Genomic DNA, 13986 nt, shown 5'->3' with positions numbered 1-13986 from the left:
TTTGATTTGCCATAGTTTTTCCTTTCTATGGCGTTCCGATGCTCAAGGCATTCTGACACTCAAATCAAATTAACGTGTAGTATTAACGGTTTTGCAACGAGGGCATTTGATTTCTAAATAACCAACTATCCCCACTTTTGCCAATAATTTGTTACAAAATGTGCAACGGATTGCTTTAATTGACTGCATATATTTCTCCTAATCAAAAGATTTGTTACAATCCGCCCGCCTTGCGCAAGGTAGGCGGCGTATGGCTATATGCAGGCTCGTTCTGCGTAGCTGGTAACAACGAGCATTCCTAGTGCCGTTGTTATCGCCGTCTTTTCTTTACTGAATTAAACTTTGTGCAGGGTAAACTCTCCTTTTAACTTTTCTCTTTATTAAATATAGCCGCTAGTTGATTTGGGCTAAATCGCCAACCGCTCTCGCTACCGCAAATCGCATTAAAACACCATTCGCTACAAAAATACTTAGAGCGTTTTTGTTTGATTCCAAGTACGATTCCTAGCGCACCCCACCAGTCGTATTTACATCCCAAAGTGCGGCTAAAATAGGCTTTGATTTGTTCCTCAGTAACATCGTTGAGTGGGATTAAATCCCATTTGGTGTTATCGGACACATCAATCTGTTTGCAACGCACCCCACCGTCTTGTACCGATGATGAGTAGCAGTCATATACTGTCGCATGCTCATAATGATGCCCGTTGCCAAACTCAATACGCTCAATGGCAATCTCGCAGTGCGAGTATTTGCCCTTTGTGCAAAATCGAGTAATGCGGTCGGCTATCGCTTTGGCTGGCTCTTTGCGCCAGTCTCGTTTGTGTTTGTACATCGTCAAATAGACCTTAGCCATTTTGATATGCCTCCATCAAGTTATCCATCTGCTTGATAATGTCATCATGGATTGATTGCAACTGCTCAAGTGTGAGATTAGGGGCTTTGAGTTCATACTTGCGCATACGTTGGTTGGCAAGCTCCATTTGTAGTTTTTCGAGCCCTGCCGCCTGAGTCAAAATCAGGTTTGTGGCGGTTTTATTATCCAGTCTTGCTCGTTGCGCAAAGTCTGAGATATATCGACTGCACTCGCCCTCATAATTTGCTGATTTAAAGGCTTCTGCCGCCGCTTGGCGTTCACGATACTCGCTCTCAAATCGAGTCCATGTGCTGTAGATTTTTGCTGCGTGGTCGTCAATGCCGTCCATTAACTTTTTAACAACCTCCTGATTGACGCCAGTATCCTTGTCAACAAGGACATATTGACCGCCTTTTAAAACAAGCTGCTTTGTATTAAGGACGTTTTCGCTTTCAATCTCAATTTCGACAAATTCTCCAGTGTTTGATGGCACCGGGAAAATCTGATATTGATTAAGATCTGATTTTAAAAAATATACTTTAATCATCTAGTCACTCGCTGTAATCATTTTGAGATAAAAACTACTAGCATCAATTAACTTAATTTGTTTTTCGCTAACGATCTCAATTTTAAAATTGCGTAAACCACCATCCCAGTATGCTGTAAATGCAAACCGAGTACGACGAACATCTGGCAGAGTGCTATCAATGTAACAAGACACGGTATTTACATCATTGTTGCTCAAAGTATGCCCACTTGATGGTTGTAAATAAAAAACTAAATTTTTATTTATGATACTCTCTGAGAGTGTAAGCACACCACTACCATTGGTTACATTGCCTTGCCAAATCTTGCGCGACGTGGGTTCTTTATTTTTTATCTGAGATAATTGATTTTTAAGTTCTAGAGAGAGTTTTTCGTTTTGATTTGATTGGCGTTCTATTTGTTGAGTTTTTGCACTAAGTTGCTGGATATCTTGCGCTAATCGCCCTGCATCAAGCGTGCCAGCATTGGTTACTTCACCGTGGGATTTAATCCAAAAGACCACATCATCAAAACTATTAAGGGCTTTGATGCAAAGTTTTAGCACGAGAGATTTAGGGCGAGTTTCATCGCCACCTGTTGCCATTTGAGAGGTGTCTTTTGGGGACACAAAGCCATTATCTCCATCTGCATTGTCATAACCAAGGGTGCTCCACAAATCTGAAGACTGAGCAAATGTTGTATAATCAAAATACGAATTATTTCTTCCTTGACTTGAGTCGTCGAACCAAGAATCGTAGTCTATCGGTACTCTATGCACATGTCGTTTTAAGTCATCTTCTTGTATTTGCCCTACAGAGAGCCCATTGCCCGCATTACGCAAAAATCTATCTGCTACTTTAGGCACACTATTAATTGAGCCATATTTGTCGATTAAGTGGCGATATAACTCGGGGTAACGTTGTTCGGTCACTTGTGTGGCAATCTCATCAAAGGCAATCCAGCCTGCAGGGATATTATCCACGGCAAAATAAGCCGTCATCCCCACATCGCTACGGGTTAAATCAGGAAGTTGGTTGCTGTTGCCCAAAGTGCGGTATAAATCGGGAAAGGTTTGTTGGTTAAATGTTGTGCCATTGGCTTTTAAAAAACCAACTGGATTGGTTACCGCACGGGGAAATGACACTACGGCACCAATAGGCACGCCTTTACCAGCTAATTCTTTATTTAATTCATTTAGCGCAAACTCTGTTGCTGCTTTTGTCTTATCTGTACCATTTATTTTATGTGACAGTACTGTTTGTCCAGCAACTGCGTCTGTTGCTCTTGTTGTTGCAATATCACGTACCTTTTTAAGAGCATAACTCGTTGCAATAGTGTCTGAACTTGAGCTGTTATCAGCATTTGACTTTTTACTATTCGGAATATAGTTACTTAGCGCACTTCGTACAGCATTTACTAACAATTTAACGGCATTTACAGCTTTTGGCGTTGCTGCTTTATCTTCCGCATCTGAATCAGTGCTTGAGTCGAGTTGAACAAGCCCTTTTTGTTCTGTTGAAGCATCTTGTGCGATGTAGCGTTTTTCTATTTCAGCTTTGAGATATTTGGTACGATTCGCTAATTGCTTGAGTGGCTTATTCGTAATGCCATTCTCACCACCAAGCACAGGATCGTTTTCTTCAATTTGATAAACTCCGTCTTCCCAATTTTCTTGTTCTTTTAAATTAGCCATAACTATCCTTTAAATGAGGTTTAATCTAGTTTGAACCGTGGTTATAACTGCCGTTATAACGGGCCTTGTTGTTGTAACATAGCGGTACAGATTTATAATCCAGTACAGCTAATGTGCAACGTGCAGGGGCGAAATTACGTAAAATCTTACGTAGTTGTTGTGCTTGGTCATTGGTAATCGGTTGATTCAGTCGGATGGCGTAATAAGCCCATTTATCGCTTAACGGAATCGTCTGTACAAATTTATGCTCATAAGTCCGTGCTTTTAATCCTTCGTCGATATCAATCTCGCCAAAACCTAAACGGCGCAACACTTCACGAATCGACCAAGGCGTGCCTTTGTAGCGGTGCAGTTCAATAGCTGCTTTAATTAAACTTCGTTTTGAATGGTCATTTTCTGCTAAAAATGCGCCGTCGTAACCCGTCACACTCCATTTTCCAGCGAGTAACGGGATAAATTCATCATCAAGCAATTCGACTAAAGTCGTCATCACCTTGCTTTTATCCAACGCATTCATGCGCCCGCTTAAATCTGCCAAGGTTTTGTATTTGGTTTCACGCTCAATCACATCCGCGTAAGTCAAATTAGCCATTACTGCGCTCCAGTGCGACATCGATATTGATTGCTGTGCAGTTTGCCCATTCGGTTTCACCTACGATGATTTTTGCCGGGGCAATCAGATTCACGTCATACACGCCATCGACACGCAATGCGCTGATAATGGCAGACGGCACAACGTCAATGCCGAGTTTTTTGGTTTTATCGGATAAATACAACTGAAGCGCATCGTGGGCTTTGGTTTTCACAATGTCTTCGCGGTAGCCGTCGAGTAGCGTTAATGTGGCGTTGATTTGGTAATCACGCTTAGTCGGTGCAATCACTTCGACGGTATCGCATAACGGACGACGGCGTTCCGGGCTAACGTATTGCTTTACATCATTAAGCAAACGACCATCAGGCAAGCCTGTTTTTGTGAGCACGGTAATGCGCACTAAACCGCCACGTGGATTGGAGACATTCACATCGGCAATGTCTTGCGATACAGCGCGGGTGTGATAATCGTACGCCGCGATTGAGCCACAACTGGTAAATGCTTCCGGTGCGGCAAGAATTCGCTTGCGGTAGTCGTCATCTTCTTCGCGCGCTAAACCGCCACTTGGCACATCAATGTTAGCGATAGTGATTTCACCTGAAAAATTGACCGCACTTTTGAGTGTTTTTACACGCCCAAGCTCCCAACCGTTGCCGACTTTACCGGCTTTATTACAGGCGGCTTCGATTTCTACATAAGAAATTAATGGAGTGATCACATCATCATTAAGTGTGATAAATTCGATGTCATCTGTTACCGCTACACGCGTGCCTTTGGGGATTAAAACGGATGGGTGATCGCCTGTGATACTAAAACGTAAAATCGTGCGAGCCGGTTTATCCAATAAACGATAACAACCAAAGGTTTCCCCGCATAAATCCAAAGCAAGCCCCGTGGCGTATTGTGGAAAGGTTTGGCGAAAGGCTTCATTAATACCTTGGCGCGCTAGGCTCTCACGCAATGCATATACGTTGATAAGTAAACGTTCAATGTGTGCCGGTTGTAAGATTTTGCCGGTACGTTTTTCATACTGCGCAATAGCGTCGCGTAAAATGCTTTCTACATTGTCATCAACGACTTTCACATCATATCTATTCATTGAGCAACCCTCGTGGCGTAAATTTCGCGATACACATCATCGGTAAGTGACCAATAAATCACAAATTCAAAGTGCGGAGCCATGCCGTCAACGTCCACTGAATCAATGTTGATGCGTTTTTCCCAACGTTGCAGAGCAAGTGTAATTTCCCGCACGATGTTGGGAATGGCAATGTCTTCCGGCTGGTCGATATATTGAAAGTGATCGGAGCCGAATTCAGGACGCAACACATCTGTTCCTTTCATCGTGGAAAGAATATGGTCAATGCACTGATGAATGTCATCAACGCCTTGCACCGCTTGAGAATCAAGACTTGGTGCAAGTTGCCAGTGTGTTGTGAGGAGTGTGTTTTGTGTGTTCATAGCCTTGATGATACAAGGCTATGAGAGGGCTGGATTTTAAACTGATTTAAAGAATTATGACTGTGCGGCGGAGGTCTGTTTGCCATCGCCTTGTTCAGTGTGCTTATGTTGTTTCAGGCTGATATTGTCGGCTTTCACATCACCACCCTTGGTTTCTAACGATCCGTTAATGGTTGCCGTTGCACCGGAACCACCGCCGTTACCCGTCATGCCTTGCATATAGATTAAAGCACCGCTCACCAGCAGGTTGCCTGTGGTTTCGGTTTCCGGGCAATCAATGGTGACTTTCGAAGGTGACTTAATCAGCACATCACCTATGGCAGACACTTCGACGTTGCCACTTTTGCGGTCGTGCTTAATTACCGTGCCGTTAGAAAATTTCTTCATCCAAATATTACTGTCGCCCGTAGGCGTCGGGTCTTGCGTGTTGTAGATTGCGCCTAAGACGCAACCACCTTCACCTCGCGCATCGAGGAGTATCGCGACCAATTCCCCCTCATCAGGCAAGCAGTAAAACTGGTTGCCGCCTGCGTTGGGCGTGAGGAAAGAAAGCCACGCGGTTTCTAAATCTTCAAGGGCAGGAATTTTACACCGCACTTTATGGCTTTTCGGGTCGATTGCCGACACAATGCCTTCTTGATAGGTTGCACCAAAATTATGGGTTTGCATTCGTCATCTCCATGCCTAAAGTCATCAAATCATCGGGGATAAATTCCAACATTCGCACCTCAATGCTCGTGGTGTAGCCCCGTTTGTTAAAGGTGTGGCGTGATTGCTTGATTAAGTATTTACCTGAAAACACGCCTAAATTTTTAAGCCAAATAGTCGAACCTGCTACCAGTTTTGGGTTGCCAATCAGGGTAATATCGCCTGCACTTTGGTCTTCGTTTTGCTCGCTTAATGCTGCATCGCCTCTGGCATCAATCTGTTCTTGGCTTTCGCCACGTGTCGTAATTTTGAGCGTATCGCCACTTGCCGCCTGTGCCTGCTGCATTTTCGGGCGAAGTGCGGTGGCTTTTTTGCTTTTTTTCACCACTTTTTTACCGCTTGTGTCAAAGCCCTTGATTTCCACTTGCTTTGCGGTGTCTTTAATCCGATCTCGCAGTCGCAAGCTAATACATTCGCTTTCATCCAACACGACCACAGGTTGACTTTGCCCGAGTTCATCTTTATCGGTAAACACCAGTTGATTGCCCACAATCTTGAAACTGTGATGATATTCACGAGCAAGGCGGGCAAGAAATTCCACATCACGCTCTTGATATTGGGTAATGCGTTGAATGGGAATGTGGCGAATTTTGCCCACCAATTTGAGCTTCAGGCGATTCGCCACCGCTGCCACTACTTGGGCGAGCGTGGTGTTCTCGTAGGCTTTCGGCTTTAGCGTGCGGTTAGCTTTGCTAATGCCAGTGGATAAGGCTCGCAAGGTAATGCTGGACGGACGATAGCCATATTCTACCTCATCAATCTCAAACGCCCCAATTTGCACCAGAGACTCGCCCTGATAGCCAATCGCCGCCTTGAGTTTGTCGCCCTGTGTGGGGAACCATTGGCGAATCCACTTACCGCTGATGTCTTCAAAGGATACAGAAAGCTCATCCGATTGCCCTTCCAAATAGTCGGTGTAAGTCAATTCCAGCAAAGACGGCTCAATGTCAGCGGTAATATTGGTTTTCTCATAAAAAAGCGAAAAATCGGGCGTTTGGACTTTACTCATTATTTCCTCTTAACCACGGCGGTAAATTTTCGTTTTGGGTCGACTTCACATTTAGCACAGGGATAAACACTGTCGCCCCTGTCGGCAACACTTCGCAAAAGCTGATGTGTGGATTGGCTCTAATAATCCGAGCATATTCCAGTGCGTCGCCATAGTAATAATAGGCGAGATGATCCCAGCGTTCGCCTTGTTTGACAGTGTGTTTAAGGACGGTTTGGGTCATTTTCATTCTCCACGTTTTCATCTTCACGCAACACGATCCAAGCGGTCATTTTTGCCACTGAATTTGCGGAATTATCCAGCCGCTCATTGATTTCAGTTAAAGCATTATCGGCAGGCGTAAACCAGTTATTCCATTCGCTATCAGCAGACGCCCGACTGAAACTCTGTTTCATTATTTGCAAATCATCATATATCGCAGACACATCACGGCTAAATTCGCTAATGGCAGGCAGATACTGGCGAACGCCCTCGAAAGCAGATTGCATTCCGACCAGTTCACCAAAACCACCCAAGGCGTTGTCTAAATTAGCAAGCGCACTCGGCAAATACGCCAATGCGGACGCAGGATCGTGTGCCAACTGGCGAACTACTGCAACGGTGTTGCGAACTTCGTCCACCGCACGTTTGCCTTGGTTGTAGAGTTCCACGCCACGGCTAACCGTACTTTTCACAGTTGAAAGTGTGTTGGTTAAGCCTTTCGGCAAAATCGAACCGAGCAGCGATTTACCGCCTACATTCAACGCCGCACCAAGCAAGCCTGCTTGCCCATTGCCGACAAACTCTTTCAGGCTAATATTCATCTCGCGCGCTAAGGCATTACCTTTGCCGTCGGTAAATAGTGTGGTTGATGAAATATCGGTGATCACAAAATTGCCTTTGTATTTTGAACCCCACATCAAGGCAAGAGCGTCTTGCTTAGCTTTTGCCGAAAGTAGCGATTGATAACGACTTTCCACGCCGCCGATTTTGTGGTGCAGGCGAATCGCAAAGGATAAATCTGTCAGTTTCTCGCCCATAGCTTGCAGTTTTGGCTTGCCTTTAAGCACCGCGTGTTCGGCAAAATCTGCCGAATGGGTTTCGTTGAAATCGGTCAAATTGACAGGCTCAAAGGCGATATTACCTAGCATAAAATACATCGTTGTTTCTCCTTAGTAAGCTCTCCGCATTTTCTGATCCATAATTCGTTCGATAGCTTTTTCTAATTCATACAAACTCATTTGCATACCTTGCTGAACTTGCTCCAACACGCCCTGATTCTGGCTACCGTTCACGTTAATGGTCGGGTTAAAATTGACCACAATGCCGTTGTGCTGATTGGTTTCGTTATTGGTAACCGCATTTCTATTTAGCGGTTGATAATCGCGAAGGATTGACGGATTTTGACTGTTTGCGTCAGGGTTAAAATTAGGTGTGCGGAAATCGGTCGATTGATTAAGTCCAAGCAGATTGCCGACAAAATTCGCCCCGAATTTCACATCGTCCCACAGTGTGCCTAAAAAGCCTTTTTTCTCGTTTAATAGCGGTTTAAAGGCGGTTTCAACGCTATTTAAAACAGGCTCAAATTTCACCGCACTTGAGAGATTTTTGCTGGCTTCCGTGGCGATTGGCTGGGCGTTATCCATCCCGATTGCCAAGCCTTCCACCACGTTTACACCGTAGCCCTTAAACACTCGGCTTGGCGAGTGAATACCGAGTTTTTCTGCAAACCAGCCTTTAATGCCGTCGCCTAAGTCTGAGACAATCTGTTTTGCACCTTCCCAAGCGTTTTTAATGCCATTGACTAACCCGTCAATCATATTCTTGCCGAAATCGGTAAATTTAGCTGGCACATCAATACCAAACCACGACAACACAGTAGAAAATACTTGCTGGAATAAACCAAGCGGCGACCAGTTCAGAATGGTTGCGGTGATGTTGCCAATGCCTGAATTGAAGAAAGTGGTAATGTTTTCCCATATGCCACTAAAGAAAGTCGTGACCCCATTCCAAATATCGGAAATTACTTGTCCACATTGAGCTGATTTCTCGCCAATCCATTGCCACATTTGGCTGAATTTTTCGCTGACCCAGTCCCAGTTATCCCAAAGTAAATAAGCCAGCCCTGCAATAACGGCAACGGCAATGCCGATAGGGTTGGTGAGGAAAGCTTTTCCTAATCCAATAAAGGCTTTTTTCGCAACACCAAAGGCTGAACCAAGCCATTTCATTACTCTACCTGTTTTGGTAACTGTACCCGTTAAGGTTTCAAGTTCTTTGGCTGCTTTAATTGCCTTAAATACTTTAAATGGCATAAATGCTGCCGAAAAAACTGAAGCCAAACCACTAAAAGCAAATTTTGTGGCAAATGCAACGGTGCTTAATCCAGCTAAACCACCCGCAACCGCAACGCCCCACTTAATCAATGATTTATGCTCATTGATAAATGGTGTGAGTGTATCTTCAATAAAACCTTGCAGATCATTTGCTAACGATTTTATATCCCCAGCAAACGCTGAACCAAAAGCCCCCACAGCATTTTCCCAAACGCCACCTAAGCTTTCTAAAGCAGAGCTAAGTATTGCGGTCTTGAGTTTAATCCGCTCTTGCAGGCTGGCTTGCTCTCGCATTTTGGCAATCATCTCGTCCAAGCCTTTCGCCCCTTTTTGAGCTAAAATATCAGCAAGACGACCACCTTCAATACCAAACAATTCTTCTGCAACTAAGCCAACACCTTCATCGCCATATTTTTGACGGATTTTTTCAAACTTCTGCATTTCGGCGAGCATGCCATCTACGCCTTTAAATGAACCTTTTTTATCCCAGAAGTTAAACTCAACGCCTACCGACTCCATCATATCCCGAGCTTCGGCTTTCATTCCTTTTTTGGCATCACGGATCATCTTCGGACCTTTGTTCATTCGGGATAGCATCATATTTAACCCTGTACCAAAGGTTGAACCTTCTAAGCCTTGTTGTCCTGCCATAGCTTCAATCGCAAGAATTTTTTCGGTGTTTTCTGCTCCTGTCAGCTTCATCGAGTTAAGTTTAGGAGCATAGTATTTCATTGATTCATACATCTGCTCCTTACTCAAGCCACCAGCAAACATTGCTCGTTGCAAATAATCGGCAGATTTTGCCAGTTCAGATTCATCTAAGCGATGGGATTCCATAAACTTCGCTAAAAATTCACCGCCTGATTGCTGATCCATATCTAATAAGACGTTTAATTCTGCTGAAGTTTTTAAAGCACCATTTTTGAGAATCTGATCTGATAAACCTTGTTTTTTCAGAGCTTGAGAAAGGCGATAAAAATCTTTAGTAGTACCTGGTAAATCACGCCCCAGCTCTTTGGAAATTTTGCTGATTTCTTCAAATGCACCAAAACTACCATCTTTTTTCATCATTGTGATTTTAAGATCGGTTGCCGCATTTTCTTGCTCCATATAGCCTTTCACCGCTGTCCAAGTTGGCATAGCGATTGAAGCTGTTGCACCCGCAGATTTTAAAATTTTGCCTTTTAATTCATCGCGATCTTGTTTGCGGGCTTTTTGCTTATCAATAGCGGTAGATAATGATTTCTGAGCTTTCTCAGAAGATTGAATTGCTGAAGTAAAACGTTGTTGTTTAGCAACAAGTGCGGTAATTTGGGTTTGCATTTTTTCATATCGGCGAGTGAGTTTGCTGATACTTTTATCGCCTGAAAGATAAGCCAACTGCATTTTTTGATGTAATGCGGCTTGCTTAGCTTGCATTTTGGTAACAGAAGCCCCCATTCGGTCGTGCATTTTGGTGGCTTTGCCCAAACTTTTAGAGAGATTTTCTACGGTTCGATTGGCTTTACCAAAAGCAGCAGAAAAACTGCCTTTTAATGAAGCACCAATTACTAAACCGAGAACTAAATTGTTTGCCATTTTTTACTCACTATGTTAAATATACGAAAAATTCAGGAGGCTTATTATGTTTGATTTATTCAAAGAGGTTATTGAAGAGTGGGGCGGTTACAGCACTGCTGAAAAAACCTATTGGGTCATCACAGGAATGTTATTTGCCGCTGGTTTTATCGCCTTTAGTTGGTGGTATTGGGTAGGAATGATTGACGCAACAAGTAGCTTGATGACATTCGTTTTCGGTGGCTTTATTTACTTAATTTTAGGCTCTATTGTTGCTTTACTTTTCTCACCGTTAATGGCTGCGATTTCGTTTATCACAGCCACTTTCGTTGGTATTTCATCTTGGCTTGTTGGGCTATACCGTCAAGCTCGTACATAACCCGCCTTAACCTGACGATTGGCTTGAAAAAGCCAATCATCAAGTTCTTTTAGTGTCCAACCATCAATTTCTTCTGCTGAAAAACCAAACCACCAAACAATGTCGGCAATCGCATTATTCAGCGTCTCCATCTTCACTGCTTGCACCAAACAGAAATCGTTGTACCTGAACATAATCTTTCCATTTGATTAAATCCATATCTTCCAACACCAAACCACAGCAAAGTGCTGCAACGATAATTTCACGATCTTCGTTAGTTTTACCTTGCTGACTTGCTGTACGAAAATCTTTTACCAATGGTTCACGCACTTTTAACTCTTCGAGCGTTGTGCCATCAGGTAATTGAACAGGACTAGACAATTTAATGGTTGTGCGAACTGCATCGACTTTTTGAGACATAAAAAACTCCTTTGTGAGTGTGTTGTTTAACTTTCACAAAGGAGTTTACTTAAATGGGCTTTAAAGGTCGTTTAAACTGCTTTAAAGAATTACTGCCCGATATTAGTGCGGTATTTTTGCAACACATCTTGACCGTTTACGCGGTAGATGTTGGCAAGCACGTCCACAAACAACACTTCTTTTCCTGCCAAGGTTTGCTTGATGGAATAAATTTTGAAGGTGTCGGAATGCTCCGTTGCTTCTTTATTTTTCAAGCTACCGCCAGTGGTTTTATTGAATGCCACGTTCATGATGGTCACAAGCGGTTCTTCAGCGGCAAGTCCACGCGAATCAAACACCTGCAAGTTAGAACGGGTCATTAATTGCACGTTTTTGTATGGGTTGTAGGCTTTTGCGCGCACTTCAGGATAAAAGCTACCCCAAATCACTTCACCTTCCATGGCATTTAAACCTGCCGGTAGTTCTACCGTACCGTGTAAACCCAAGCCTTTATGTTCAATGAACTCAAACTCAATGTCCGGTAATTTAAACTCTTTGGCTTTGCCTAAAAGGGAGTTTCCATCCATATAAGTGTTAGCGTTCACAATCTGATGAATTGCGGTACTCATAATTTTCTCCTTCTAGCGTTGTGACACCAAGTTCACTAAGTATTTACGGGTCATTACCGATTTATTGCTGATAAGCTCGGCTGGCAATTTCGGCGTGTATTCATACATCAACGGCACGTGACCTTTGCTAAATTCATCCACCAAGTCGGTATCGTGGTCAAGGCTGACGCGATAACCTACAATGCTTGGCAAGGCTCGCAAATAGGTGTCTACTGTTTCCAATAGGCTGTCAATCAACGCATCATCAATCGGGCGGTCTATAAATTGCAACTCGGTGCGGCGAATACTTTCATCAATCAAATCTCCTGTGCGTAACGCCGTTTCAAAGTTGATGATATGGGTCACGGTTGGATAGTTTGACGAACGGTTACCCCATAAGCGGAAACCTGTACCGAAGCTGTTAAAAATTGTGGTAATACCTACTGCGTTAAGCAGGTTGGTTTCTGATTGTTCATCATCCACACGAGCAGTCAATGGCACTTCCATTCCAATCACGCCTTGCAACTGACGATTTGAGGTAGAGAACCAGTAGCCTTTGTCGGTATCGGTTTTCATCCGCAAGCCTGCTGCGTGTACCGCTAAACTTTCTAATGTGTTGCTTGAACCCAACGCATAGGGATAGAAATGGCGAACACGTTCAGAGCTTGCTGAAGCGTTTAACGTGCCAAGTGGACCACGCCCTTGAATCGCTTTAGAAAGCGATGTGCCTTTCGGCAATTGCACATAAGCCACTGCTTTTAACTGTTCGGCTAATGTTGAAAGAGCCGCTGCACAGCTTGCCGTTTTGTCAAACTCTGGGCAGATTAAAATTTTGGCATCCGCACCGTATAAATTGAAACCGTCACGCACCAATTCCAAGCCTTTGCGTTTGCCGGTAGCAGCGTCAATACCGCCTTTGATGTCCGCTTCGGTCACTTTTTCAGGATCAGCATAAGCGTAAGTCGCTTTTAACCCTTCGTGGCGTGTAGTAAAGGTAATTTCGCCTGTTTGCAAGTTTACGCTGTAATCAGTGCCTTCTTGCAAGGTTTGGCTAGATGATTGAATGCTAATGTTCAATAAGCCTGCTTTCGCTGTTTTTGCCATTAAGGTGGAGCTGTCTTGCGTTAAGACTTCGTCTGTAATGTCAGTTTTGTGTTTTTTCGGATCTAACACATTGACCACATACACCTTACCTGCAGCATAGCGTGCTAATACATCAAAGGCATCAGGCAGGGTAAAGCCTTGGTTTAAAATCACACCAAATTGAGCAAAATCTTTGGTGGTTTGGCACACGGTCAATTCATTGACTGTGCCGATAGGTGCAGTCCCTACGATGCCAATAATTGCACCGTCCACCGTTTCCACCGCAACAGAGCCACCTGCCACGCGTGTTGTTTTCGTTCCGTGATGAAACGCCATAATGTTCTCCTTATGGTTCTTTGCGGCGGTAACGTGCCGCGGTAAATTTTGGTAAATTTTGCGGCTGGTGTACTTCCACCTGCCACGTTTCGGTTTGAATAATCAGTTGATATTGCCAAAGCCCATCGTCTTCACCTGCAAATTCTTCACTCACTAAGCTACAAGCGGTGCAATTTGTCGGGCGAAATCCCACAATCGCCAGCCTGAGTTGGTCGAGCATTTCCAACGCCCCTGAGTCATCGTGCTGACTGCGAGCAATTACGGTCAAAGCCACTAATACTTTGCGGCGTTGTTGGATAATGTCGGTGCTATCAAGGCTTTCAAATTTTGACCCTGCATACTGCACCAACACCGCACCATATTGGTCGGTGAGGTTGTAGCGGTCTAAGTCATCGGGGAACAGTTCGATGCTGAAACTCGTGGTCTTCTGTTCGATATGATCTCTGATGCTTTGCAAAATCGGTAAAGTGGCACTCATAGATGCGCTCC

The 13986-nt window shown here is 44.0% G+C and carries 18 protein-coding genes; 1 reads left to right on the top strand and 17 read right to left on the bottom strand.

Features of this window, described 5'->3' with window-relative positions; all coding sequences use genetic code 11:
• Positions 1-69: 69 nt before the first annotated feature.
• The 12 genes from QMF79_RS04185 to QMF79_RS04130 all read right to left on the bottom strand — a co-directional run bounded on the left by QMF79_RS04185 (position 70) and on the right by QMF79_RS04130 (position 10734).
• On the bottom strand, positions 70-189 hold the full coding sequence (locus tag QMF79_RS04185; RefSeq protein ID WP_005641687.1) for a Com family DNA-binding transcriptional regulator: 120 nt from the start codon (positions 187-189) through the stop codon (positions 70-72).
• Positions 190-364: 175 nt separating this feature from the next.
• Positions 365-853 (bottom strand): hypothetical protein, encoded by a 489-nt coding sequence (locus QMF79_RS04180; protein WP_046067745.1) that lies wholly within the window; start codon positions 851-853, stop codon positions 365-367.
• Positions 846-1397 carry a hypothetical protein gene (locus tag QMF79_RS04175; RefSeq protein ID WP_046067883.1) on the bottom strand — a complete coding sequence of 184 codons (552 nt, stop codon included), beginning with the start codon at positions 1395-1397 and terminating at the stop codon, positions 846-848. The genes QMF79_RS04180 and QMF79_RS04175 overlap by 8 nt, the downstream gene beginning before the upstream one ends.
• Before the next feature lie 3 nt (positions 1398-1400).
• A complete protein-coding gene (locus QMF79_RS04170) occupies positions 1401-3071 on the bottom strand; it encodes a phage tail protein (protein ID WP_005661639.1) in 1671 nt (556 codons plus the stop codon).
• 25 nt (positions 3072-3096) lie between these two features.
• Positions 3097-3663, bottom strand: coding sequence for a phage tail protein (locus QMF79_RS04165; RefSeq protein WP_005661641.1), 567 nt, complete (start codon positions 3661-3663; stop codon positions 3097-3099).
• Positions 3656-4762 carry a baseplate assembly protein gene (locus QMF79_RS04160; RefSeq protein WP_005661643.1) on the bottom strand — a complete coding sequence of 369 codons (1107 nt, stop codon included), beginning with the start codon at positions 4760-4762 and terminating at the stop codon, positions 3656-3658. Before QMF79_RS04160 ends, QMF79_RS04165 begins: the two co-directional genes overlap by 8 nt.
• Complete coding sequence (locus tag QMF79_RS04155) at positions 4759-5124, bottom strand: GPW/gp25 family protein (protein ID WP_005661644.1); 366 nt, start codon at positions 5122-5124, stop codon at positions 4759-4761. The genes QMF79_RS04160 and QMF79_RS04155 overlap by 4 nt, the downstream gene beginning before the upstream one ends.
• Positions 5125-5178: 54 nt before the next feature.
• Positions 5179-5793, bottom strand: coding sequence for a phage baseplate assembly protein V (locus QMF79_RS04150; protein ID WP_005661646.1), 615 nt, complete (start codon positions 5791-5793; stop codon positions 5179-5181).
• On the bottom strand, positions 5780-6841 hold the full coding sequence (locus QMF79_RS04145) for a phage late control D family protein (RefSeq protein WP_005661648.1): 1062 nt from the start codon (positions 6839-6841) through the stop codon (positions 5780-5782). The genes QMF79_RS04150 and QMF79_RS04145 overlap by 14 nt, the downstream gene beginning before the upstream one ends.
• Complete coding sequence (locus QMF79_RS04140; protein ID WP_005661650.1) at positions 6834-7064, bottom strand: tail protein X; 231 nt, start codon at positions 7062-7064, stop codon at positions 6834-6836. Before QMF79_RS04140 ends, QMF79_RS04145 begins: the two co-directional genes overlap by 8 nt.
• On the bottom strand, positions 7045-7980 hold the full coding sequence (locus QMF79_RS04135) for a phage tail protein (RefSeq protein WP_005661652.1): 936 nt from the start codon (positions 7978-7980) through the stop codon (positions 7045-7047). Before QMF79_RS04135 ends, QMF79_RS04140 begins: the two co-directional genes overlap by 20 nt.
• A gap of 12 nt (positions 7981-7992) precedes the next feature.
• The gene (locus QMF79_RS04130) at positions 7993-10734 is read right to left on the bottom strand and encodes a phage tail tape measure protein (protein WP_005661654.1); all 2742 of its coding nucleotides are present in this window, start codon (positions 10732-10734) and stop codon (positions 7993-7995) included.
• 46 nt (positions 10735-10780) lie between these two features.
• On the opposite strand from QMF79_RS04130, the gene QMF79_RS04125 reads away from it, so the two are divergent.
• Positions 10781-11092 (top strand): hypothetical protein, encoded by a 312-nt coding sequence (locus tag QMF79_RS04125; RefSeq protein ID WP_005661656.1) that lies wholly within the window; start codon positions 10781-10783, stop codon positions 11090-11092.
• Here QMF79_RS04125 and QMF79_RS04120 read toward each other — a convergent pair.
• From QMF79_RS04120 to QMF79_RS04100, 5 genes are all read right to left on the bottom strand, one after another.
• The gene (locus QMF79_RS04120; RefSeq protein WP_005661658.1) at positions 11077-11223 is read right to left on the bottom strand and encodes a GpE family phage tail protein; all 147 of its coding nucleotides are present in this window, start codon (positions 11221-11223) and stop codon (positions 11077-11079) included. The genes QMF79_RS04125 and QMF79_RS04120 overlap by 16 nt on opposite strands.
• Positions 11207-11491 (bottom strand): phage tail assembly protein, encoded by a 285-nt coding sequence (locus QMF79_RS04115; RefSeq protein WP_005661660.1) that lies wholly within the window; start codon positions 11489-11491, stop codon positions 11207-11209. The genes QMF79_RS04120 and QMF79_RS04115 overlap by 17 nt, the downstream gene beginning before the upstream one ends.
• Positions 11492-11580: 89 nt before the next feature.
• Complete coding sequence (locus tag QMF79_RS04110) at positions 11581-12099, bottom strand: phage major tail tube protein (RefSeq protein ID WP_005661662.1); 519 nt, start codon at positions 12097-12099, stop codon at positions 11581-11583.
• A gap of 12 nt (positions 12100-12111) precedes the next feature.
• Positions 12112-13497 (bottom strand): phage tail sheath family protein, encoded by a 1386-nt coding sequence (locus QMF79_RS04105; protein WP_005661664.1) that lies wholly within the window; start codon positions 13495-13497, stop codon positions 12112-12114.
• A 10-nt stretch (positions 13498-13507) separates the two neighbouring features.
• Positions 13508-13975 carry a Gp37 family protein gene (locus QMF79_RS04100; RefSeq protein WP_005661666.1) on the bottom strand — a complete coding sequence of 156 codons (468 nt, stop codon included), beginning with the start codon at positions 13973-13975 and terminating at the stop codon, positions 13508-13510.
• Positions 13976-13986: the final 11 nt, after the last annotated feature.

Source organism: Pseudohaemophilus parahaemolyticus, from assembly GCF_938021905.1.
GTDB lineage: Bacteria > Pseudomonadota > Gammaproteobacteria > Enterobacterales > Pasteurellaceae > Haemophilus_A > Haemophilus_A parahaemolyticus_B.
This window is presented reverse-complemented; position numbering and strand designations above follow the sequence as displayed.

Bases quoted from the DNA above. Each gene is read 5' to 3' on its own strand.
- QMF79_RS04185 (WP_005641687.1), bottom strand. From the start codon at position 189: ATGCAGTCAATTAAAGCAATCCGTTGCACATTTTGTAACAAATTATTG.
- QMF79_RS04100 (WP_005661666.1), bottom strand. From the start codon at position 13,975: ATGAGTGCCACTTTACCGATTTTGCAAAGCATCAGAGATCATATCGAA.
- QMF79_RS04160 (WP_005661643.1), bottom strand. From the start codon at position 4,762: ATGAATAGATATGATGTGAAAGTCGTTGATGACAATGTAGAAAGCATT.
- QMF79_RS04145 (WP_005661648.1), bottom strand. From the start codon at position 6,841: ATGAGTAAAGTCCAAACGCCCGATTTTTCGCTTTTTTATGAGAAAACC.
- QMF79_RS04140 (WP_005661650.1), bottom strand. From the start codon at position 7,064: ATGACCCAAACCGTCCTTAAACACACTGTCAAACAAGGCGAACGCTGG.
- QMF79_RS04150 (WP_005661646.1), bottom strand. From the start codon at position 5,793: ATGCAAACCCATAATTTTGGTGCAACCTATCAAGAAGGCATTGTGTCG.
- QMF79_RS04170 (WP_005661639.1), bottom strand. From the start codon at position 3,071: ATGGCTAATTTAAAAGAACAAGAAAATTGGGAAGACGGAGTTTATCAA.
- QMF79_RS04105 (WP_005661664.1), bottom strand. From the start codon at position 13,497: ATGGCGTTTCATCACGGAACGAAAACAACACGCGTGGCAGGTGGCTCT.
- QMF79_RS04130 (WP_005661654.1), bottom strand. From the start codon at position 10,734: ATGGCAAACAATTTAGTTCTCGGTTTAGTAATTGGTGCTTCATTAAAA.
- QMF79_RS04120 (WP_005661658.1), bottom strand. From the start codon at position 11,223: ATGGAGACGCTGAATAATGCGATTGCCGACATTGTTTGGTGGTTTGGT.
- QMF79_RS04115 (WP_005661660.1), bottom strand. From the start codon at position 11,491: ATGTCTCAAAAAGTCGATGCAGTTCGCACAACCATTAAATTGTCTAGT.
- QMF79_RS04110 (WP_005661662.1), bottom strand. From the start codon at position 12,099: ATGAGTACCGCAATTCATCAGATTGTGAACGCTAACACTTATATGGAT.
- QMF79_RS04180 (WP_046067745.1), bottom strand. From the start codon at position 853: ATGGCTAAGGTCTATTTGACGATGTACAAACACAAACGAGACTGGCGC.
- QMF79_RS04165 (WP_005661641.1), bottom strand. From the start codon at position 3,663: ATGGCTAATTTGACTTACGCGGATGTGATTGAGCGTGAAACCAAATAC.
- QMF79_RS04155 (WP_005661644.1), bottom strand. From the start codon at position 5,124: ATGAACACACAAAACACACTCCTCACAACACACTGGCAACTTGCACCA.
- QMF79_RS04125 (WP_005661656.1), top strand. From the start codon at position 10,781: ATGTTTGATTTATTCAAAGAGGTTATTGAAGAGTGGGGCGGTTACAGC.
- QMF79_RS04135 (WP_005661652.1), bottom strand. From the start codon at position 7,980: ATGTATTTTATGCTAGGTAATATCGCCTTTGAGCCTGTCAATTTGACC.